The sequence below is a fragment of the Micromonospora sp. ABR4_055 genome (genome assembly GCF_056160425.1).
This window is the reverse complement of the sequence record NZ_JBSWXD010000010.1, coordinates 20,986-40,267: the sequence shown is the minus strand read 5'-3', so window position 1 is coordinate 40,267 and position 19,282 is coordinate 20,986. Positions and strand designations below refer to the sequence as shown.

The following is a 19,282-nucleotide window of genomic DNA, read 5'->3' as shown; positions in this document are numbered from 1 at the left end:
AATGTTCTTCGATTATCCGTGCAATCCTGGACGCGGAGCGATGTCACCGATCCGACCGGTGCCGTCGCGCTGGGGGATGGACTGGGAGGCAACCGTGACCGACGGCGGAAACTGGCGCCAGGCCGACGGGATCGCACCGCCGGGGCACCAGCCGCCGGTCGGCGGGTGGGCCGGGCCGTACGGCCCCGCACCGGCTCCGCCGTACCCGCCGGTGGCCGGTCCGCCGCCTTACCCACCGTCGTACGGTGCGTCGGTTCCGGTGCACCGACCGTCGGCCGGTGCGCTGTCGTACGGCCCGTCGGCGCAGCATTCGCCGTGGTGGTCGGACGCGCTGCGGGATCCCTGGCGTGATCCGTACGCACCGGCCGCGGTGGTGGTTGACGTCCCGCCGGGCGCCGCCGGCACCGGCGAGGGTCCGGAGCCGGTCGTCGAACCAGCGCCGGCGGTACGCCGTGGGTTCACGCCGTACGTGGTGGTGTCGGTGATCGCCGCGCTGCTCGCCGGAAGCCTCGGCGGTGCCCTCGGGTTTGCCTTCGCGGTGCGCGGCGGCGTCGCCGGAGCCGGCACCGTGCTCGGCGGCTCGCCGGCCGATCCGCCCGGGGCGGTGCAGCGTCCGGCCGACTCGCTGGCCGGGGTGGCCCAGCGGGTCCTGCCGAGCGTGGTGACCGTGCAGGTGAGCGGGCCGTCCGGGCAGAGCGTCGGCTCCGGCTTCGTCGCCACCGCCGACGGCTACGTGATCACCAACGACCACGTGGTCGGGGTGGGAGCGGAGGAGGCGACGGTGCTGTTCAACGACGGCTCCACCGCGCGAGCGTCGATCGTCGGTCAGGAGCCGGAGTCGGACGTGGCGGTGATCAAGGTCGACCGGACCGGGCTGACGCCGGTCGAGTTCGGCGACTCCGAGGCGATCGCGGTCGGCGATCCGGTGCTGGCCTTCGGCTCGCCGCTCGCCCTGACCAACACGGTCACCTCGGGGATCGTCAGCGCCCTCGACCGCACCATCCAGGCCGGCGAGCCCGGCGGCCAGGTGCGCTACTACGCGGCGATCCAGACCGACGCGGCGGTGAACCAGGGCAACTCGGGCGGTCCGCTGGTCGACGCCGCCGGCCGGGTGATCGGCGTCAACTCGGTGATCAAGTCGCTGGCCGCCGACGAGGAGACGGCCGGCAACATCGGTCTCGCCTTCGCCATCCCGATCAACCACGCGAAGCGGATCACCCAGGAGATCATCGACACCGGTACGGCCCGACGGACGATCTTCGGCGCCCAGGTCACCGATGCCGCCCGTACCCCCGGTGCCGGTGTCCGGCTCAGTGAGGTGGTCGACGGCGGGCCGGCGGAGGCAGCCGGCCTGCAAGCCGGGGACGTGGTGCTGCGGATCGACGGTCGGCCCCTGGACCAGGCGACCGACCTGATCGCGTTGGTGCGCAAGTACGCTCCCGGGTCGGTCGTGACGGTCGACTACCGTCGGGGCAGCGAGGCCCGGTCGGCCTCGGTGACCTTGGCCGCCGACGCCAAGTAACACCCGGTCGGCCCTCCCGGACCGGCTGGTGACGTGCGTACCCTTGCCTTCGACGGCGGCACAGGGAGGCCCGGAGCATGTTCGACAACCTGAACTGGTGGGAGATCGGTCTGCTCCTGCTGCTCGCTTTGCTGATCTTCGGTGACCGGTTGCCGCAGGTCATCTCCGACGGCCTGCGGATGCTGCGCAACCTGCGCAACATGGCCCGCAACGCCACCTCGGACCTCGGCCGCGAACTGGGCACCGACATCCAGCTCGAGGACCTGCACCCCAAGGCGTTCATCCGCAAGCACCTGCTCAGCGAGGAGGACGAGGCCGCGCTGCGCAAGCCGTTACAGGGTGTCTACGACGACCTGCGTTCCGACGTCAGCGGGGTCCGCGACGAGCTGCGTGAGGTCGCCGACGCGGCCGATCTGAAGTCCGCCGTCAAGCCGACGACGGTGACCGGTGGCGCCCGCAGGTCGGCTGCCACGACCGGCTCACCTGCCACGACCAGCCCGGCGGCCGATACCAGCCTGGCCGCCGGGACCAGTCCGGCCGCCGTCTCGGCCAAGCCGTTGGACGTCGACGCCACCTGACGGTCGTCAGCCGGACGCCACCTGACGGTCAGCCGGCGGACGGTCGCAGGCCCAGGGGCTTGCCCAGCAGCGACTCGCGGCGGACCGCGAGGCGGTCGGCGACCGCGTCGAGCGCCCGGGCCGCTGGTGCCTGCGGGTCGGCCAGCACGATCGGAGTGCCGCGGTCACCGGTCTCCCTTACCCGGGTGTCCAGCGGAATCTGGCCGAGCAGCGGCACCTGGGCGCCGACGGTGCGGGTCAGCGACTCGGCGACACTGCCGCCGCCGCCGCTGCCGAAGATCTCCATCCGTTCCCCGGTGGGCAGCTCCAGCCAGGACATGTTCTCCACCACGCCGACCAGCCGCTGGTGGGTCTGCAGAGCGATGGCACCGGCCCGTTCGGCCACCTCGGCGGCGGCCGCCTGCGGCGTGGTCACCACCAGGATCTCGGCGTTGGGCAGCAGCTGGGCCAGGGAGATCGCCACGTCACCGGTGCCCGGCGGCAGATCCAGCAGCAGTACGTCCAGGTCGCCCCAGTAGACGTCGGCGAGGAACTGCTGCAGCGCCCGGTGCAGCATCGGCCCACGCCAGACCACCGCCGCGTTGCCGGCGGTGAACATGCCGATCGAGATGACCTTCACGCCGTGCGACTGCGGCGGCATGATCATCTCCTCGACCCGGGTCGGCCGTCCCTCTGCACCGAGCATCCGGGGCACCGAATGTCCGTAGATGTCGGCGTCGATCACTCCGACCGACAGCCCGCGCGCGGCGAGCGCGGCCGCCAGGTTCACCGTCACGCTGGACTTGCCGACCCCGCCCTTGCCGCTGGCCACCGCGTACACCCGGGTGCGGGACCCGGGCTGGGCGAACGGGATGACCGGCTCGGCGCCGGCGGAACCGCCGCGCAGCTGCTCCTGTAGCGACTTGCGCTGCTCCGGGCTCATCACACCGAAGTCGACGTCCACCCCGGTGATCCCGGGCACCCGGGTCACCGCCTCGGTGATGTCGGTGCGAAGTTTGTCCTTCAACGGGCAGCCGGCGACCGTCAGCAGCAGCTCGACCCGTACCCGGCCGGCGGCGTCGACCGTCGCGGAGCGCACCATGCCGAGCTCGGTGATGGGGCGGCGGATCTCCGGGTCGTTGACCGTGGCCAGTGCGGCGTTGATGGCATCGTTGACGGTGCTGGTCGGTGCGGACATGCCCGCCATGCTACGTCGGGTGTGCAGGTCACCGCCGCTCACTGTCCGGTGGCCGCGGTCCCGCCCGGCTGGTTCGGTCGGGCGTCCGGCTGGTTCGGTCGGCTCTCCGGCGGCTGAGGTCCTTCCACCGGGCGGCGCTCCAGCCGGTGCCGGCGGTAGGCCTGCTCGTCGAGCTCCTCGGCCAGCCGGCTCAGCTCCGACCGCAGGAAGTCCCGGGTGGCCACCTCACTGACCGCCACCCGCAGCGACGCGATCTCGCGGGCCAGGTACTCGGTGTCCGCCTTCTGCATCGCCGCCCGCCGCCGGTCCTCATCCAGGGAGAGCCGGTCCCGGTCCGCCTGCCGGTTCTGCGCGAGCAGGATCAGCGGCGCCGCGTACGACGCCTGCACCGACAGCAACAGGGTCAGGAACGTAAAGGTGTACGGGTCGAAGCGCAGACTCACCGGGGCGAGGGTGTTCCACGCGATCCAGCTGACCACCGCCACGGTCATGTAGACGAGGAACCGTGCGGTACCCATGAACCGGGCGATCGCCTCGGCCCACTGCCCGAACGCCTCCGGGTCGTAGCGGGGCAGCGAGATCCGTCCCGGTTCGCGAGGCTGGTCCAGCCGGCCGGTGCTCCGGCGCAGGTCAGCCATGCCCGTCCCCACCCTCCAGCGGTGTGTCCCGGTCCCGCCAGTCCGGCGGCAGCGAGTGGTCCAGCACGTCGTCCACGGTCACCGCGCCGACCAGCCGGTTCGCCGGATCGACCACCGGCATCGCGACCAGGTCGTAGGTGGCCATCCGGCGGGTGATCTCCAACAGCGGGGTTTCCGGCTGCAACGGGTCGATGCCGCTGTCCACGACTCCACCCAGCAGCTCCGCCGGCGGCTCCCGCAGCAGCCGCTGGAAGTGCACCACACCCAGGTACTTACCGGTCGGGGTGGCCATCGGCGCCCGCGCCACGAAGACCTGGGCGGCGATCGCCGGCGGCAGCTGCGGCTCCCGAATCCGGGCCAGCGCCTCGGCAACCGTGGCGTCCGGGGTCAGGATGACCGGCTCGGAGGTCATCACGCTACCGGCGGTGCCCGCCTGGTACTGCAGCAACTGGCGTACCGAGTCCGCTTCGTCCGGCTCCATCAGGTCCAGCAGCACGTCCTGCTCCGGCGGCGGCAACTCGGCCAACAGGTCGGCCGCGTCATCCGGATCCATCTCCTCCAGTACGTCTGCGGCGCGTTCCCGGTCCAGGGCGGTCAGGATCGACACCTGGTCGTGTTCGGGCAGCTCCTCCAGCACGTCGGCGAGCCGTTCGTCGTCCAGCGCCGCGGCGATCTCCTGCCGCCGACTGTCCGGCAGATCCTGCAGGGCGTTCGCCAGGTCCGCCGCGCGCATCTGGTCGAGTACGGCAAGCAGCCCGGCCGTGCCCTGGGTGTCCGGTAGCCCGATCAGCCCGCGCACCCGGTGCCAGTCGAGCTGGTGCAGGTGACCGCGTCGGGTCAACCGCCCGGTGATCTCCCGGACCGCGACCCGGGTCAACGACCACTCGCCGACCCGGTTCGCCTCCATCGCGACGTCCACCACCGAGCCGGGCTGATCCTCCGGGTCGAAGCGGACCCGCCGGTCCAGCAGGTCTTCCAGCACCAGCAACTCGTTCGGCCGCTTCTCGAACCGCCGCAGGTTGAGGGTGCCGGTGCTGAGCAGCACCGACTCCGGGTCGATCGCGGTGACCCGGCCCATCGGCAGGAAGATCCGCCGACGCATCGGCATCTCCGCCACCAGTCCGACCACCTGAGGTGGCCGGTTGGTGGTCCGCAGCCGTACCACCGCGTCCCGGACCCGCCCGACCTGGTCGCCGTTGGGGTCGAAAACGGCGAGCCCGGCAAGCCGGGCGACGTACACCCTGGTCGCCGTAGTCACGGCCACAGCGTACGGGCCGTAGGGTTTGTTTCATGTCCAGCCTCGGGTACGAGATCGTCGACGTCTTCACCGACCGGCCGTTCACCGGGAATCCGCTCGCCGTGGTGTTCGGTGCCGATGTGCTGGCCGTCGACCAGATGCAGGCGGTCGCGCGGGAGTTCAACCTGTCCGAGACGGTGTTCGTCCTACCGCCCGGCACCCCGGACGCCAGCTACCGGGTGAGGATCTTCACACCGGAGAAGGAACTACCGTTCGCCGGGCATCCGAGCGTCGGCGCGGCGGTCACTGCCGGCCGGCGAGGCCTGGTGAGGGCGGGGACGGTGATCCAGCAGTGCGGTGCCGGGTTGCTGCCGGTCGAGCTGACCGAGCACGGGTACGCCACACTGCGCGGTGGCGAGCCGACTCTCGGGGCGCCGGTGGACCCGGCCCCGCTGCTGGCCGCGGTCGGCCTGACCGCGCAGGACCACACCGGTCCGGCGCCCCGCCGCGCCGGCTGCGGTCTGGAGTTCGATTACCTGTGCGTACGTCCCGACGCTCTGCCCCGGGCCAGGCTGGACCCGGCGGCCGCGGCCCGGGGCGGCGTCGGGATGGTCAGCGTGCTGACCTGGGCTGCGGCCGGCTCCACTGCCGGTTCCCCGGCCGGCTCCACTGCCGGTTCCCCGGCCGGACCCGCGCCCGGTTTCCCGGCGGGGGAGCCGGAGCAGCCGACGGCGCACTGCCGGGTCTTCTGCCCGGGAGCCGGGGTGACCGAGGACCCGGCTACCGGGTCCGCCGCGCTCGGCCTCGGCGTCTGGGCGGTGGGCAGCGGTCTGCTGCCGGCCAACGGCCAGTCACGCTATCTCGTCCGGCAGGGGGTCGAGCTCGGCCGTCCTTCGACGTTGGACTGTACGGTGACCGCGCTGGGGGGCCGGGCGCGGAGCGCCACCGTCGCCGGTCAGGTGGTGCCGGTCGCCAGCGGGCAGATCGCCGTACCGCCGTTTGTCGGCTGACCCTCGACCCGGCGTGGGTCGCCCGGTTGTCCGGATCGCGGCCCGGCGCAGGCCCGGCGCGCTTCAGCGCCGGCGGACCCGGTGCAGGCGGAATGGACGACGGGTCGGCCGGGTGACCGTGCTGGGGCGGGGCGGCGCGGCGAGCGATCCGTCCGGCAGTGACGCGCCGGCCGCCACCGGCGGCCCGGCCGGGGTCAGGCGGTACAGCTGACACTCGTCGGCCCACCGGCGCACCAGGTCGGCCGGGCTGCCCGGGGCGTTCAGCCGTTTGGCGGCAACCTGGGCCGCGATCGACTCCCAGTCAGGGTCGGCCGGCTCGATCAGCGTCACCTCAGCGGGCCAGGACACGATCCGGCCGCCGTGATCGCCCCGCAGGGTCACCGTCGCCGGTACGCCGGCCGCCAGCCCGGCGGCGGCCTGTTCGCCGGTACCGGTCACCACGTGCAGCGAACCGTCGGCCGGCACGCACCACAGGGCCCGGGCGGGCGCGCCGTCGACCGAGACCCACGCGACCGCGGCCTTCTTGCCGGCCTCGTCCACCAGTGGGGCGGCCTCGCCGGTCTCTGCTGGGTCGGGCATGCCGACCATCCTGCCGTAGTCCCAGCGCGGTGTCGCGCCGCAGCCGGCTCGCAGATGACGCCCTGGCCTGTCGACGGTCTGTTGCCGGCCCGTCGACGCGGTCCCGGTGCACGGACCCGGTCGGTAGTCTGTGAGGATCAGATCCCGTGTCCTCCGGTGCCCACCCCTCCGGTCCGGGCGGCCGGGGTGAACTGCTCGCCACCGGTGCCACCGCGATCGCCGTACTCGCCGTGTCCACCTCGGCGCCGCTGATCGCGTTCGCCGCCGCGCCCGCCCTCGCCGTCGCCTTCTGGCGCAACGTGCTGGCCACCGGTGCGGTCGCGCCCTTCGTACTGGCCCGGCGTCGGCCTGAGCTGCGGCTGCTGGCCCAACCGGGCGGCCGTAGCCAGGCCGGCTGGAGTGCGCTGGCCGGTGTCGCGCTCGCCGCGCATTTCGGCACCTGGATGCCGAGTGCACAGCTCACCTCGGTGGCGACCGCCACCGCGCTGGTCGCCACCCAGCCGGTCTGGCAGGGCCTGATCGCCCTGGCTCAGGGCCGGCGACTGCCGCTGGTCACCTGGGGCGGGATCGGTCTCGCGGTGCTCGGCGCGGTGCTCGCCACCGGCGCCGATGTCGGGTTCGACGCGCAGGCTGTCCTCGGTGACCTGCTGGCCCTGGCCGGGGCGGTCTTCGCCGCCTGCTACACCGCGCTCGGCGAGCAGGCCCGGCAGACGATCAGTACCACCACGTACACCACGATCTGCTACGGCGTCTGCGCGGGCGTGCTGCTCGTCGTCTGCCTGGCCGGCGGGATCCAACTGACCGGATTCCCGGGCTCGGCCTGGTTGGCGGTCCTCGGCCTGGTGGTCGGTGCCCAGCTGCTCGGCCATTCGATGTTCAGCTACGCCCTGCACAAGATCCCCGCGACCACCGTCAGTGTGCTCATCCTGCTGGAGGTGCCCGGTGCCGCGCTGATTGCCTGGCTGTGGTTGGGCCAGGTGCCCCGTACCGCCACGTTGCCCGGGCTCGGGTTGCTGCTGGTCGGTGTCGCGGTGGTCGTACTCGGCGGGACCCGCAGCCGCACGTCGCCGCCGCCGCTGCCGCCGGAGGCCGGTCCACCGGCCTGACCCGGACCTCGCCCCGGCACCGCCCGGCCCCGGCCGGCCCGCCGCTACCCGGCCGGCCCGCCGCCAGGCTCAGACGCCGGCCGTGGTGTTGAGCATGGTGATGATGAATCCGAAGTAGACCACCGTGAACAGTGCAATCAGCACCCCGAAGCCGACCCCGCACCAGCCGATGATCACGCCGGCCTGGGCGAGCCCGTCGCCCTGCTGGCCGGTCCGGTGAATCTCGTCGCGGCCCCGGCGCCCGAGGTAGACCGCGATCCCACCGAGCAGCGGGCAGCTGAACAGGCTGACCAGCGACACGATGAACGACGCGAGTGCCATGCTGTTCGTCGGTTGCGGCGCGACGTAGCCGTACGGGTACCCGCCGTACGGGTACCCGCCGGCCGGATTGCCCGGTGGCGGGTACTGGCCCGGCGGCGGTAGCTCGCCGCGTGGCGGTTGTCCGTCGGCCGGTGCCGGCCCAGCGCCGGCCGACTGGGACTGCGGTGCTGGCGGGCGGATCTGGCCGCCGACGTCTGGCTCCTTCACCCGGATCTCCTTCTGTGGGCCCGGCTGCTGCTAGCTCTGGCTGATGCTGGCTGCGATCGCGATCGTGACGAGAACCGCCCCGGCCAGCCCGAGACCGAAGGCGATCCAGCCGGTGATCACCCCGGCCAGTGCCATCCCGTCGCCCTGCTCCGGACGACCCTGCTCGGCCGCGGTGCGGATCTGACGCCGGGCGGAGTGCCCGAGCAGCGCGCCGACGATGCCGATCAACCCGGGCACCAGGTAGCCGCACAGCCCGACGATGCCGAGGACGCCGAGGACCAGCGCGGCGATCGCCCGGCCGTTCATCGGCATCGGGGCGGGCGGCGGATACGGGTAGCCCGGCGCGGCGTACCCGGCAGGCGGGTAGCCGGTCGCCGGGTAGCCGGTTGGCTGCTGGCCGGGCACGCCGTACCCGGCTGGCTGCTGGCCGGGCGCCGGGTAGCCGGCCGGCGAGTGGTGGCTCGGCCAGGACGGATCGCTCCAGTTCCCCGGCTGCTGGGGTTGGCTCATCGGCGGTGGTCTCTCTGCGGGAGGGTTCGCCCGATCACAGTAGTCGGTACCGGCGAACCGCTCATGGGCGGCGTCGTTGCCCGCGACGGCGCAAGCGGGCAGGATCAGTCCATGGTTTCTGACGTACGAGCCGTGATCGGCAGCGCTGGACAGGACGCCGGCCCACCCCCGTCCCCGGTCGCCACCCTGCGCCCCGGGTCGGACCAGCGCTCGGCCGCCGTCGCGTCCGGTCCGGAACGGGCCGGGACGGATCCGGACGGTGCGGCCGGGCCGGCACCTGAGCTCGGCACGTTGCGTCTTGACGGCCGGGTCGCACTGGTGACCGGTGCTGGCAGCTCGGACGGGATCGGTTTCGCCACGGCCCGACGGCTCGGCGAGCTCGGCGCCCGGGTGGCGATCGTCTCCACCACCCGGCGGATCCACGAGCGGGCGGCGGAGCTCGGCGCGACCGGGTTCGTCGCGGATCTGACCGACGAGGCCGAGGTCGGCGCGTTGGCGGACGCGGTGTCCGAACAGTTGGGCGACGTGGAGGTACTGGTCAACAACGCAGGGCTGGCCAGTCGGGCAAGCCCGGAGGTGTTGCGGCCGGTGGCCCAGCTCACCTTCGAGGAGTGGCGGGCGGAGATCGACCGTAACCTCACCACCGCGTTCCTGTGCAGCCGGGCCTTCATCGGTGGGATGTCGGAGCGTGGCTGGGGTCGGATCGTCAACCTGGCAGCCACCGCCGGGCCGGTCAACGCGCTGCCCACCGAGGCGGGGTACGCGGCTGCGAAGGCCGGCGTGGTCGGGCTCACCCGGGCGCTGGCGATGGAGATGGTCGCCGACGGCGTGACCGTCAACGCGGTCGCACCGGGCACGATCTACACGGCCGCGTCGACGGTCACCGAGCTCAAGCAGGGCATGGGTACGCCGATCGGCCGTCCCGGCACCCCGGACGAGGTGGCCGCGGCCATCGCCTTCTTCTGCTCGCCGGCCGCCTCCTACATCACCGGCCAGATGCTCGTCGTCGACGGTGGCAACAGCGTCCGGGAGGCCGAGTACCGCTGATCGGGTCAGCCGGTCCGGGTGAGGCCACCGAGGGCTCGTTCGACGGCCGTGCACCGGTCCTCGACGTAGTCGATACCGGCCGCGGCGGCGATGTCGCGGGCGACCGGCGAGGCGATCCCGCTCTGCAGCCACACGGCGGGGGCGCCGATCCGCACCGCGGCACGTACCACCTCGACGGCCTCCGGTACCGGCCGGAAGACGTTGACCAGATCGACCGGTACGTCGAGCTCGGCGAGGCTCGGGTAGGTCGGCTGACCGAAGATCTCGGCGACGTGCGGGTTGACCGGAATGACCCGCCAGCCGTAGCGGATGAGCTGCGCCGGCACGCTGTGCGCCGACTTCGCCGGGTCACGTGACGCGCCGACGACGGCGATGGTCCGCGCGTCGGCCAGGATCTGTTGCGGAGTCCTCACCCGTCGAGCCTAGTTCCCGGTGACGCCGTCCGCCTCGTCGATCCGGCGGGCGGCACCCGGCCCGGTCGGGGACAGGCCGTGCCGGCGGGCGGCCATCCGCACCCGGCCCACGACCTCTCGCTGGTACGCCTGCGGCAGGTAGGATCCGGAGCGGAACAGCGCCCGATAACGCGGGACGAGATCGGGGCGGGTCCGGCCAAGCCAGGCGGCGTACCACTCGCGGGCGCCGGGGCGCAGATGCAGCGGCAGCGGGGTGACGCTGACCGCGCCGGCCCGGGCGATCGCGCCGACGGTGGCCTCGATCGACTCCGCGTCGTCGGTCAGCCCGGGCAGGATCGGCGCCATCAGCACCCCGACGTCGAAGCCGGCGTCGGTCAACGCGCGGACCGTGTCGAGTCGTCGGGACGGGCTCGGCGCGCCGGGCTCGACCGCCCGCCACAGGGGCTCGTCGACGAACCCGACCGACATGGCCAGGCTGACCCGGGTGACCTGGGCGGCCCGGCGCAGCAGCGGCAGATCCCGCAGGATCAACGTGCCCTTGGTGAGGATCGAGAACGGATTGGCGGCGGCACTCAGCGCGTCGATGATTCCGGGCATCAGCCGGTAGCGTCCCTCGGCGCGCTGGTAGCAGTCGACGTTGGTGCCCATCGCGATCGGCCCGCCCGACCAGCCGGGGGCGGCCAGCTCCCGGCGGAGCAGCGCCGCGGCGTTGACCTTCACGACGATCTTCGTGTCGAAGTCGAGGCCGGCGTCGAGGTCCAGGTAGGTGTGGGTGTTTCGGGCGAAGCAGTATGTGCAGGCGTGGCCGCAGCCGCGGTACGGGTTGACGGTCCACTCGAACGGGACGCGGCCGGAGCCGCGTACCCGGTTGATGATCGACCGGGCGTGGATCTCGTAGAAGGTCATCCCGGCGAAGCCGGGCGTGTCGAAGGTGCGCTGCACGGCCTCGGGCAGCGCCAGCGGCAGGGGTGGAGCCGCCGGCGCTGCCCCCGGAGGGACCTGCTGGTCGGGGGGAGCCGACAAGGTGTCCCAACGCATGGCCATCATTCGAACATATGTGCGACGCCGGAGCAAGTCGGCGGGCCGGTCGGATCACCCAGGTCCGTGCCGGTCGGATCGCACTGGTCCGTGCCGGTCGGATCGCACCGGTCCGCGGTGGTCAGCTCCCACCGGTCCGGGGCGGCCCGGCGCTGTCCCGGCGGACGAGCTCGGCGCCGATCTCCTCGATGAGCGGTGGGCGTGCCCCGCCGGACGACTGCAGCGCCAGCGTCATCGCCCGGGCGCCCATTTCGGCCAGCGGCAGCCGTACGGTGGTCAGCGCCGGGGTGACATCCCGGGCGACCGGCATGTCGTCGAAGCCGACCACGCTGAACTGGCCGGGCACGACGATGCCGCGGGAGCGCAGCAGCGCCAGTACGCCGATCGCCATCGAGTCGTTCAGTGCCGCGATCGCGGTCAGTCCGGGCTCGGCATCCAGCAGGCTGGCCGCCGCGGCGGCGCCACTGGCCCGGTCGAAGTCGGCGTACGCCACCCGCCGGGCCGGCAGCTTCTGACCGTGTTCGCGGGCGGCCCGACGCAGCCCGGCGAGCCGGTCGGTGGTGGTGGTCAGCGCCTTCGGCCCGGCGACGACCCCGAAGTTGGTGTGCCCGAGGGAGTGGAGCTCGGCGCCGAGCAGGTAGCCGCCCATCTCGTTGTCCGGCACCACTGCGTCGCCGGCATGCTCGTGCCGGCCGATCACCGCCACCCGCCCGCCGGTGCGCTCGTACACCCGCAGCTTGCCGGCGAGCGTCGCGGTGAACGCTTCGTCGTGGTAGCCGGATCCGGCGAGGACGATCGCCGCCACCTGGTGGGCGCGGAGCAGCTCGACGTACTGCAGTTCCTTGTCCGGGTCCCGGTAGCTGTTGCAGATGATCACCAGCCGGCCGTGTTCGGTCGCCACCCGTTGCAGGCCGCGGGTGATCTCCGCGAAGTACGGGTCGGACACGTCGTGCACGATGACGCCGATTGCGCTGCGGTGCGACCGGGCCAGTGACTGCGCGTGGGCGTTCGGGACGTACTGCAGCTCCTCGACCGCAGCCAGTACCCGCTCGCGCAGGGCTTCGGTGACCGGTTTGCTGCTGCCGTTGATGATCCGCGAGGCGGTGGCCGGGGACACGCCGGCGCGCTTCGCGACATCGGCCAGTGTGGCCACGACCCGCTCCTTTCCCGGGCTCCCGCAGCGGAGCGGGAGCCGGCCAGGCCGGAGGCTCGCGGCATTGTGCGCGGCCCGGAATGCTTGCGGTGAGGATAGCGTGACTGGCCGGCGGTGAGCCGGGAAAGCCCTTGCCGAACGCCGTGGAGAGGCAGTAGCGTACGCCGGAAAGCGCTTACCTCAGGGGTTCCCACTGCCTCGCTGACCTGCGCCGGACACCTGACACTTCCCGCCAGCCCAACTTTCTCGCTAGCACAGCTCGCTAGCACGAACTCCCACCACCACCACTTCGAAGGAGGCGAGGCATGGCCCGCACCACCATCGGGATCATCCTCAACGGTGTCACCGGTCGGATGGGATACCGGCAGCACCTGGTCCGGTCCTTGCTCGCCATCCGGGACCAAGGTGGACTGTTGCTGGCCGACGGCACCCGGCTGTGGCCGGAACCAGTGCTGGTCGGGCGGAACGAGAACAAGCTGCGTGAAGTCGCCGACCGGCACGGCCTCACCGAGTGGACCACCGATCTCGCCGCCGCGATGGCCCGCCCCGACCTGCAGATCTACTTCGACGCGCAGGTCACCGCGCAGCGGGAGAAGTCGCTGCGGCTGGCGATCGAGGCGGGCAAACACATCTACACCGAGAAGCCCACCGCCGAGGATCTGGCCGGTGCGGTCGACCTGGCCCGGCTCGCCGACGCGGCCGGGATCAAGCACGGTGTCGTGCAGGACAAGCTGTTCCTGCCCGGCCTGCGTAAGCTCGATCGGCTGGTCAAGGGCGGCTTCTTCGGCCGGATCCTGTCGGTACGCGGCGAATTCGGCTACTGGGTGTTCGAGGGGGACTGGCAGTCCGCGCAGCGGCCGTCGTGGAACTACCGGGCGGCGGACGGCGGCGGGATCACCGTGGACATGTTCCCGCACTGGCACTACGTGCTGGAGCAGATCTTCGGCCGGGTGACGTCGGTGACCGCGCAGGTGGCCACTCACGTCGACCGCCGCTGGGACGAGTCGGGCGAACCGTACGACGCCACGGCGGACGACGCCGCGTACGGCATCTTCGAGATCGACCGGCCGGGGCCCGACGGTGGCCGGATCATCGCCCAGATCAACTCGTCCTGGGCGGTCCGGGTGTACCGCGACGAACTGGTGGAGTTCCAGGTGGACGGCACCGAGGGCAGTGCGGTCGCCGGGTTGCGCGACTGCCGGGTCCAGCACCGCTCGACCACGCCGAAACCAGTGTGGAACCCGGACCTGCCGGTCACCGAGGAGTTCCGCGCGCAGTGGCAGACGGTGCCCGACAACGAGGAGTTCGACAACGGGTTCAAGGCGCAGTGGGAGCTTTTCCTGCGGCACGTCGTCGAGGACGCCCCGTACGGCTGGGACCTGTGGGCCGGCGCGCGGGGGGTGCAGCTCGCCGAACTGGGCCTGCGGTCGGCACGGGAGGGCCGGCGGATCGAGGTGCCGGAGCTGACCGGTGAGTGACCCGTTCGCCGGGATCGAGGTACCGGCGGCCGGTGTCGGGCCGGTGCCGCCCCGGTTCGCGCTCAACGCGGCGACCACCCGACGCTGGCCGCTGCCGGAGCTGGTCGCCGGCTGCGTCGCCGTCGGGGTCCGCGGGGTCGGCCTGTGGCGCGAGGAGACCGCCGCGTACGGACTGCGCCGCACCGCCGAACTGTGCCGGGGTGCCGGTCTGCCGGTCACCTCGCTGTGCCGGGGCGGCTTTTTCGGCTCGGACGACTGGTACGACGACAACCGGCGCGCCATCGACGAGGCCGCCGAACTCGGCGCCCCGGTCCTCGTGCTGGTCTCGGGCGGCCAGGACGGCCGAGATCTGGATGGTGCCCGGGCCCGGGTCGGTGACGCGGTCGGCCGACTGGTTCCGTACGCGTTGCAGGCCGGGGTGACCCTGGCGATCGAGCCGTTGCATCCGATGTTCTGCGCCGACCGGTGCGTGGTGTCGACGCTCGGCCAGGCGCTGGATCTCGCTGAGCCGTACCCGGCGGAGGCGGTCGGCGTGGTGGTCGACACCTACCACGTGTGGTGGGACGACCAGGTGTGGGCGCAGATCGAGCGGGCCGGTCGGGCCGGTCGGATCGCCTGCTTCCAACTCGCCGACTGGATCACCCCGCTGCCGGCGGGGGTCCTGCTGGGACGCGGTCTGCCGGGCTCCGGCTGCATCGACCTCGGCAGGTTCGCCACGGCGGTGGACGCGGCCGGCTACACCGGGCCGGTGGAGGTCGAGGTGTTCCACGAGCTGGTGTGGCAGCGACCGGGAGCCCAGGTGCTGGCGGCCACGGTCGCGGGCTACCGGTCAGCGGTCGGCGACCGGTAGCCCGCCCTGACCGTGCACGGTCAGTGGTTGTGCGATGCCAGCTGCTTGCGAACGTCGTCCATGTCGAGCGCCCTGACCTGCTCGATCAGCGACTCCAATGCGGACTCCGGGAGCGCGCCGGGCTGCGCGAAGACGACGACGCCGTCGCGGATGGCCATGATCGTCGGGATTGACCGGATGTCGAACTTGGCGGCGAGCGCCTGCTGCGCCTCGGTGTCCACCTTGCCGAAGGTGATGTCGGTGTGCTTCTCGGACGAGCGCTCGTAGACGGGCGCGAACCGCACGCAGGGTTTGCACCAACTCGCCCAGAAATCAACCAGGACGATGCCGTCGCCGGAGGTTACCTCGTCGAAGTTCTCGGCGGTTAGCTCAGCGGTTGCCATCGATGTCTCCGATCGCCAGATGTGGGGCCGTGATTCCCCGGTCTACCGTGGGAAACCGCTCTGCGTGCTACGGCATTCCCGATCGATACCTTGCGAAACGCGCCAACTCGCGGTCACTCATCGTGATGGGAGCGTTTCCAGCAGTTCTTGCAGGTGGTGCCCGGTTTCATCGAAAAGTGGCGGGGTGACTAGGACAAACACCGCCGCTGGTGGATCGGTTGGGTCTTCGGTTTGACTACTCACTGTAACGTAACAAAACGATAACTGTGACTTCCGTCTCCGCTCCTGCCCTTCCCGAGCCGGGGTGGGTCCGGCAGAATCTCAAGGCATCAGAGCGTGGACGGCGGGTGCCGGGGAGGGCCCCGCCGTTCATTGCGTCCAGGCCCGGAAACGAGGCCCGTCCAGGAGCGCGGGGACGCGCGGCCACCGGCCCACCGGTCGCCCCTGGGGCGCGACGTCCCGCATCCCGGTGCCGGTGTGACGGGTCCGTAGGCTCTGCAGAGCGTGGAACAGTGGCAGAGCGCAGCGCGGTCGGGTCCGCCGGTCGGCGACGGAGTCAGTGACGACGCCCGGGCCGACGTGGCGCAGATCGGCGTCGGCCCGTGGCCCGGTGACTGGCCCTCGGACCCACGTTACGACCCCGAACTGCTCGCCGCCGGGGACCGCCGCAACGTCGTCGACCGTTACCGGTACTGGCGCCGCGAGTCGATCGTCGCCGACCTCGACCAGCGCCGGCACTCGTTCCATGTGGCGATCGAGAACTGGCAGCACGACCTGAACATCGGCACGGTGGTCCGTAACGCGAACGCCTTTCTCGCCGCCGAGGTGCACATCGTCGGGCGGCGTCGGTGGAACCGCCGGGGTGCCATGGTCACCGACCGGTACCAGCACGTCCGCCACCACGCCGACATCGCCGGTCTGCTGGCCTGGGCAGGTCGGCTCCGACTGCCGGTCGTCGGGATCGACAATTTGGCCGGTTCCCGGCCGATCGAGACGGTACGGTTGCCGCGCCGCTGCGTCCTGCTGTTCGGACAGGAGGGCCCCGGTCTGTCCGACGACGCCCGGGCCGGCTGCGAGCTGCTGTTCTCGATCGCCCAGTACGGTTCCACCCGGTCGATCAACGCCGGCGTGGCGAGCGGCATCGCGATGCACGCGTGGATCCAGGCGCACGCCGGGCCACCGCCGGACCCCGCCGGGCCACCGGCACCGACCCGGCGGTAGCCGCGCACGGGCCGGACGGCAGCCGCGTCGACCGGGCTGAGGCCGGGTGGACTCGGGCGGTAGCGGCGAAGGTCCTGGCCAGGTGGGCGTACCGACCCGCGACAGAGGGAAAGAACGACCGAAAAAGCCGGTTCGCTTGACGGGGGAGCGGCGCGGCGAGCAACGTGGGTGGCGTGGGTGTGATGGTGAGCTGTCCTCGCTGCGGAGGCCCGGTGCGGCCGCCTGACCTGATGCACACCGAGTCCCGCTGTGACGGCTGCGGGCCGGTGCCCCCGCTGCACGTCGCCGAGCACATCGGGGCCGAGATCGTCGCGAGTGTGGCGCACCGGCTGCTGGCCACCGCCGGGCCGGGTGCGGCCGCGCCGGTGCCACTGTGGGCGATCTGGCCGCTGCTGGCAGGCTGGACGTTGACCGGTGTCGGCTGGGTCGGCGACGACCGGGAGGCGGTCCGGGCGACGGTCACCGCGTTCAGCGGCCCCGCTCCGGTCTCCGGCGGGCCGGCAGATCTGGTGCTGGTGGCCGAGGAGCCCGGGGTGGGTCTGGGCACCCGGTTCGCCGGGCTACCCGGCCCGGATCCCGGGCAGTTGCTGGCCGGAGTGCTCGGTGACCGGCCGGCGGTCGGTGACCGTCGATCCACCGGCGGTAGCGGTCCGGGCGGTGGCGGTCCGCACGCCAAGTTGCGGGCTGGTGGACATCCGACTCCCTTGTGGTCGATTCCGGCCGAGCCGGACCGCTGTGCCTACGTCGGCGAGGCGCGCGGCCTGTGGCTGTACGCAGTGGCCTGGCCGGCGAACGCCGGCTACCTGCTGGCCGAGGAGATCGTCCTGCACGACCTGTCCGAGGAGGTGCCGGCCGGGATCGTGTACGGCGCGCCGTCGCCGTACCTGCACGGGAAAGCGTGAACACCTTTTCCCACGATCAACTACACCACCGTGGGACGATGGGCTGATATTCTAGTAACGCCGGGACGAGCGTCGCGGCGCGCCACACGGAGGGGGATGGCCCGCAATGGTCAAGAAGGTCCTCACCTGGGGCGGAATCGCGTTCCTGATTTTCTTCGTCGCGTTCCGGCCTGACTCGGCGGCCGACGTGTTCAAGTCGGTGGGCGGCGGGATCGTCGACATAGCGCAAGGGTTCGGCGACTTCTTCACCAGCCTCGTGGCCTAGTCGCCCATGGGCAACCCCTCCGAGCCCCCCGACGCTGACGACGAGGCCGCACGCCGGCGCCGTCAACGCGACACCGAGCCGATTCCGCAGATCCATCCGGAGGACGGCCCCCACTTCGGTGCGGGGCCGTCCTACGGGGATGGTCCGGCGTACTCGGATGGTCCGGCGTACGCCAGCAGCGCCGGTTACGGCGGCCGGTCCGGCGGTGGCACCCGCCAGGTGCCCGACGAGCCGATCATCAGTTACTCGCCGCCGGACATCTCCGCCGACGAGCTTGCCGGCCTGCAGGTCGACGCCTCCGGCATGCCGGTGCAGCCGCGCCGGGTGCTGCCACTTGAGGACGAGCCGACCCCGCTGGTCGCGCGGTACCTCTTCCCCACCGAACGCTACCGGGGCGAGTGGAAACGGCACTGGATCCACCTGATCACCCCACTGCTGATCGGGGTGGTCGCGACCTTCGTCCTCGGCTACCTCTCCGGCTTTCTCGCCGGGCAGGACGTCGGTGGGCTGACCACGGTGGCGGTGCTGCTCTGGCTCGGTGTGCTCGGCTGGGTCGGCTGGAAGATCGCGGACTGGTGGTTCGACCGCTTCATTCTCACCAACAAGCGGGTGATGGTGGTGAACGGCATCGTCACCCGTAACGTGGCGATGATGCCGCTGCTGCGGGTGACCGACATGAAGTACGAGCAGTCACCGCTCGGCCGCTTCCTCAACTACGGCACGTTCATTCTCGAGTCGGCCGGCCAAGAGCAGGCGCTACGCGAGGTCAAGCACCTGCCGAACCCGAACGAGCTCTACCTCCGGGTGGTCGAGGAGATGTACGAGCCGCAGGCTGTGGAGGCACGGTTGAGCAAGGACGAAGCCGCCGCCAAGGCGGAAGACGGAGCGTGACGGCGTCGCGGTTGCGTCCTTCCGCCCGGCCCCGCCACCGGTCGGTCCGACCCCGACACCGTCCTGTCCGGCGTACCGTGTCCGGCGACGGGGGGAGGTAGCCGATGACGCCCAGGGACTCCGTGGAGGAGGACTTCCGCGAGTTCGTCGCATCCCGTTCCGGGGCGCTGCTGCGTACCGCCTATCTGCTCGCCGGTGACTGGGCGACCGCCGAGGACCTGCTGCAGACCGCGCTGACCAAGACGTACCTGGCCTGGAAGCGGCTCGGCCAGATCGAGGCGGTGGAGCCGTACGCCCGCCGGGTGCTGGTCAACACCGCGACCAGTTGGTGGCGTCGACGCTGGCACGGTGAACGTCCCACGGAGACGCTGCCGGAACGGGCCGGCCCGGACCTCATCCAACAGCAGCTGGACCGGGACGTGCTCTGGCGCCATGTCAAGGCGTTGCCAGCCCGGCAACGTGCGGTACTGGTACTGCGCTACTACGAAGACCTCTCCGAGGCCCAGACCGCCGCGCTGTTGAACATCTCACCGGGCACGGTGAAGAGTCAGACTTCCCGGGCGCTCGGCACGCTGCGCAAACGGCTCGCCGCCGAGGAACCACACCTCGCTCCGGCCACAGTCACATCCCGCCCAACCCGGCCCGCCGTGGCGGTGCCGACCACCGCCCGCCCGCTGCCGGCACCGACCCAGGCGGCACCGGTCCGATCCACCCGAGTAGTGGTGTAGCGAACCGGTGACTCCCCTTTCCGGACCG

Annotated in this window: 22 protein-coding genes; 12 read left to right on the top strand and 10 right to left on the bottom strand. The window is 71.9% G+C overall.

What is annotated here, in order from left to right; all coding sequences use genetic code 11:
* The first annotated feature begins 211 nt into the window (after nt 1–211).
* Both ACXAHD_RS05115 and ACXAHD_RS05110 read left to right on the top strand, forming a co-directional pair.
* A complete protein-coding gene (locus tag ACXAHD_RS05115; RefSeq protein ID WP_475048910.1) occupies nt 212–1,522 on the top strand; it encodes a S1C family serine protease in 1,311 nt (436 codons plus the stop codon).
* 77 nt (nt 1,523–1,599) lie between these two features.
* Nucleotides 1,600–2,100, top strand: a complete 501-nt coding sequence (locus ACXAHD_RS05110) for a twin-arginine translocase TatA/TatE family subunit (protein WP_475048883.1) — start codon at nt 1,600–1,602, stop codon at nt 2,098–2,100.
* Nucleotides 2,101–2,128: 28 nt separating this feature from the next.
* Here the strand turns inward: ACXAHD_RS05110 and ACXAHD_RS05105 are convergent, their stop codons facing one another.
* The 3 genes from ACXAHD_RS05105 to ACXAHD_RS05095 are packed head-to-tail and all read right to left on the bottom strand — an operon-like array spanning nt 2,129 to nt 5,173.
* The gene (locus ACXAHD_RS05105; RefSeq protein ID WP_281553085.1) at nt 2,129–3,277 is read right to left on the bottom strand and encodes an Mrp/NBP35 family ATP-binding protein; all 1,149 of its coding nucleotides are present in this window, start codon (nt 3,275–3,277) and stop codon (nt 2,129–2,131) included.
* A 38-nt stretch (nt 3,278–3,315) separates the two neighbouring features.
* Nucleotides 3,316–3,915 (bottom strand): DUF1003 domain-containing protein, encoded by a 600-nt coding sequence (locus tag ACXAHD_RS05100; RefSeq protein ID WP_475048879.1) that lies wholly within the window; start codon nt 3,913–3,915, stop codon nt 3,316–3,318.
* Nucleotides 3,908–5,173, bottom strand: a complete 1,266-nt coding sequence (locus ACXAHD_RS05095; RefSeq protein WP_281553087.1) for a magnesium transporter MgtE N-terminal domain-containing protein — start codon at nt 5,171–5,173, stop codon at nt 3,908–3,910. The genes ACXAHD_RS05100 and ACXAHD_RS05095 overlap by 8 nt, the downstream gene beginning before the upstream one ends.
* A gap of 32 nt (nt 5,174–5,205) precedes the next feature.
* Between ACXAHD_RS05095 and ACXAHD_RS05090 the strand changes: the two genes are divergently transcribed.
* Nucleotides 5,206–6,162: a PhzF family phenazine biosynthesis protein gene (locus tag ACXAHD_RS05090; protein ID WP_475048876.1), complete on the top strand. Its 957-nt coding sequence runs from the start codon at nt 5,206–5,208 to the stop codon at nt 6,160–6,162.
* 63 nt (nt 6,163–6,225) lie between these two features.
* Here the strand turns inward: ACXAHD_RS05090 and ACXAHD_RS05085 are convergent, their stop codons facing one another.
* Nucleotides 6,226–6,741, bottom strand: a complete 516-nt coding sequence (locus ACXAHD_RS05085; protein ID WP_281553089.1) for a hypothetical protein — start codon at nt 6,739–6,741, stop codon at nt 6,226–6,228.
* A gap of 146 nt (nt 6,742–6,887) precedes the next feature.
* Here ACXAHD_RS05085 and ACXAHD_RS05080 point away from each other — a divergent pair, with 146 nt between their 5' ends.
* Nucleotides 6,888–7,847, top strand: a complete 960-nt coding sequence (locus tag ACXAHD_RS05080) for a DMT family transporter (RefSeq protein ID WP_289212112.1) — start codon at nt 6,888–6,890, stop codon at nt 7,845–7,847.
* A 69-nt stretch (nt 7,848–7,916) separates the two neighbouring features.
* Here the strand turns inward: ACXAHD_RS05080 and ACXAHD_RS05075 are convergent, their stop codons facing one another.
* Nucleotides 7,917–8,375, bottom strand: a complete 459-nt coding sequence (locus ACXAHD_RS05075) for a DUF4190 domain-containing protein (protein ID WP_475048873.1) — start codon at nt 8,373–8,375, stop codon at nt 7,917–7,919.
* A 30-nt stretch (nt 8,376–8,405) separates the two neighbouring features.
* On the bottom strand, nt 8,406–8,885 hold the full coding sequence (locus ACXAHD_RS05070) for a DUF4190 domain-containing protein (protein WP_281553092.1): 480 nt from the start codon (nt 8,883–8,885) through the stop codon (nt 8,406–8,408).
* A gap of 111 nt (nt 8,886–8,996) precedes the next feature.
* Between ACXAHD_RS05070 and ACXAHD_RS05065 the strand changes: the two genes are divergently transcribed.
* On the top strand, nt 8,997–9,932 hold the full coding sequence (locus ACXAHD_RS05065; RefSeq protein ID WP_281553093.1) for an SDR family NAD(P)-dependent oxidoreductase: 936 nt from the start codon (nt 8,997–8,999) through the stop codon (nt 9,930–9,932).
* A 5-nt stretch (nt 9,933–9,937) separates the two neighbouring features.
* Here the strand turns inward: ACXAHD_RS05065 and ACXAHD_RS05060 are convergent, their stop codons facing one another.
* The 3 genes from ACXAHD_RS05060 to ACXAHD_RS05050 form a co-directional block, all read right to left on the bottom strand.
* Nucleotides 9,938–10,345 (bottom strand): CoA-binding protein, encoded by a 408-nt coding sequence (locus tag ACXAHD_RS05060; protein WP_281553094.1) that lies wholly within the window; start codon nt 10,343–10,345, stop codon nt 9,938–9,940.
* Between the two features lie 9 nt (nt 10,346–10,354).
* On the bottom strand, nt 10,355–11,383 hold the full coding sequence (locus ACXAHD_RS05055; RefSeq protein WP_348650015.1) for an Rv2578c family radical SAM protein: 1,029 nt from the start codon (nt 11,381–11,383) through the stop codon (nt 10,355–10,357).
* A gap of 121 nt (nt 11,384–11,504) precedes the next feature.
* Entirely contained in the window at nt 11,505–12,536 is a 1,032-nt protein-coding gene (locus ACXAHD_RS05050) for a LacI family DNA-binding transcriptional regulator (protein WP_281553095.1), read from the bottom strand.
* A 305-nt stretch (nt 12,537–12,841) separates the two neighbouring features.
* Between ACXAHD_RS05050 and ACXAHD_RS05045 the strand changes: the two genes are divergently transcribed.
* Together ACXAHD_RS05045 and ACXAHD_RS05040 are read left to right on the top strand one after the other, a co-directional pair.
* Entirely contained in the window at nt 12,842–14,014 is a 1,173-nt protein-coding gene (locus ACXAHD_RS05045; RefSeq protein ID WP_281553096.1) for a Gfo/Idh/MocA family protein, read from the top strand.
* Complete coding sequence (locus tag ACXAHD_RS05040; protein ID WP_281553097.1) at nt 14,007–14,864, top strand: sugar phosphate isomerase/epimerase family protein; 858 nt, start codon at nt 14,007–14,009, stop codon at nt 14,862–14,864. Before ACXAHD_RS05045 ends, ACXAHD_RS05040 begins: the two co-directional genes overlap by 8 nt.
* Before the next feature lie 20 nt (nt 14,865–14,884).
* Here the strand turns inward: ACXAHD_RS05040 and trxA are convergent, their stop codons facing one another.
* The gene (gene trxA, locus ACXAHD_RS05035; RefSeq protein ID WP_281553098.1) at nt 14,885–15,247 is read right to left on the bottom strand and encodes a thioredoxin; all 363 of its coding nucleotides are present in this window, start codon (nt 15,245–15,247) and stop codon (nt 14,885–14,887) included.
* A 579-nt stretch (nt 15,248–15,826) separates the two neighbouring features.
* Here trxA and ACXAHD_RS05030 point away from each other — a divergent pair.
* From ACXAHD_RS05030 to ACXAHD_RS05010, 5 genes are all read left to right on the top strand, one after another.
* The gene (locus tag ACXAHD_RS05030; protein WP_281555409.1) at nt 15,827–16,468 is read left to right on the top strand and encodes a TrmH family RNA methyltransferase; all 642 of its coding nucleotides are present in this window, start codon (nt 15,827–15,829) and stop codon (nt 16,466–16,468) included.
* Nucleotides 16,469–16,650: 182 nt separating this feature from the next.
* Nucleotides 16,651–17,370, top strand: coding sequence for a DUF6758 family protein (locus tag ACXAHD_RS05025; protein WP_475048905.1), 720 nt, complete (start codon nt 16,651–16,653; stop codon nt 17,368–17,370).
* Nucleotides 17,371–17,476: 106 nt separating this feature from the next.
* Nucleotides 17,477–17,635, top strand: coding sequence for a hypothetical protein (locus ACXAHD_RS05020; RefSeq protein ID WP_199757972.1), 159 nt, complete (start codon nt 17,477–17,479; stop codon nt 17,633–17,635).
* Nucleotides 17,636–17,641: 6 nt separating this feature from the next.
* Nucleotides 17,642–18,526, top strand: coding sequence for a PH domain-containing protein (locus tag ACXAHD_RS05015; RefSeq protein ID WP_281553099.1), 885 nt, complete (start codon nt 17,642–17,644; stop codon nt 18,524–18,526).
* A 104-nt stretch (nt 18,527–18,630) separates the two neighbouring features.
* A complete protein-coding gene (locus ACXAHD_RS05010) occupies nt 18,631–19,254 on the top strand; it encodes a SigE family RNA polymerase sigma factor (protein ID WP_281553100.1) in 624 nt (207 codons plus the stop codon).
* Nucleotides 19,255–19,282: the final 28 nt, after the last annotated feature.

Bases quoted from the DNA above. Each gene is read 5' to 3' on its own strand.
- ACXAHD_RS05110 (WP_475048883.1), top strand. From the start codon at position 1,600: ATGTTCGACAACCTGAACTGGTGGGAGATCGGTCTGCTCCTGCTGCTC.
- ACXAHD_RS05085 (WP_281553089.1), bottom strand. From the start codon at position 6,741: ATGCCCGACCCAGCAGAGACCGGCGAGGCCGCCCCACTGGTGGACGAG.
- ACXAHD_RS05055 (WP_348650015.1), bottom strand. From the start codon at position 11,383: ATGCGTTGGGACACCTTGTCGGCTCCCCCCGACCAGCAGGTCCCTCCG.
- ACXAHD_RS05100 (WP_475048879.1), bottom strand. From the start codon at position 3,915: ATGGCTGACCTGCGCCGGAGCACCGGCCGGCTGGACCAGCCTCGCGAA.
- ACXAHD_RS05015 (WP_281553099.1), top strand. From the start codon at position 17,642: ATGGGCAACCCCTCCGAGCCCCCCGACGCTGACGACGAGGCCGCACGC.
- ACXAHD_RS05090 (WP_475048876.1), top strand. From the start codon at position 5,206: ATGTCCAGCCTCGGGTACGAGATCGTCGACGTCTTCACCGACCGGCCG.
- ACXAHD_RS05025 (WP_475048905.1), top strand. From the start codon at position 16,651: ATGGTGAGCTGTCCTCGCTGCGGAGGCCCGGTGCGGCCGCCTGACCTG.
- ACXAHD_RS05065 (WP_281553093.1), top strand. From the start codon at position 8,997: ATGGTTTCTGACGTACGAGCCGTGATCGGCAGCGCTGGACAGGACGCC.
- trxA (WP_281553098.1), bottom strand. From the start codon at position 15,247: ATGGCAACCGCTGAGCTAACCGCCGAGAACTTCGACGAGGTAACCTCC.
- ACXAHD_RS05020 (WP_199757972.1), top strand. From the start codon at position 17,477: ATGGTCAAGAAGGTCCTCACCTGGGGCGGAATCGCGTTCCTGATTTTC.
- ACXAHD_RS05070 (WP_281553092.1), bottom strand. From the start codon at position 8,885: ATGAGCCAACCCCAGCAGCCGGGGAACTGGAGCGATCCGTCCTGGCCG.
- ACXAHD_RS05010 (WP_281553100.1), top strand. From the start codon at position 18,631: ATGACGCCCAGGGACTCCGTGGAGGAGGACTTCCGCGAGTTCGTCGCA.
- ACXAHD_RS05105 (WP_281553085.1), bottom strand. From the start codon at position 3,277: ATGTCCGCACCGACCAGCACCGTCAACGATGCCATCAACGCCGCACTG.
- ACXAHD_RS05045 (WP_281553096.1), top strand. From the start codon at position 12,842: ATGGCCCGCACCACCATCGGGATCATCCTCAACGGTGTCACCGGTCGG.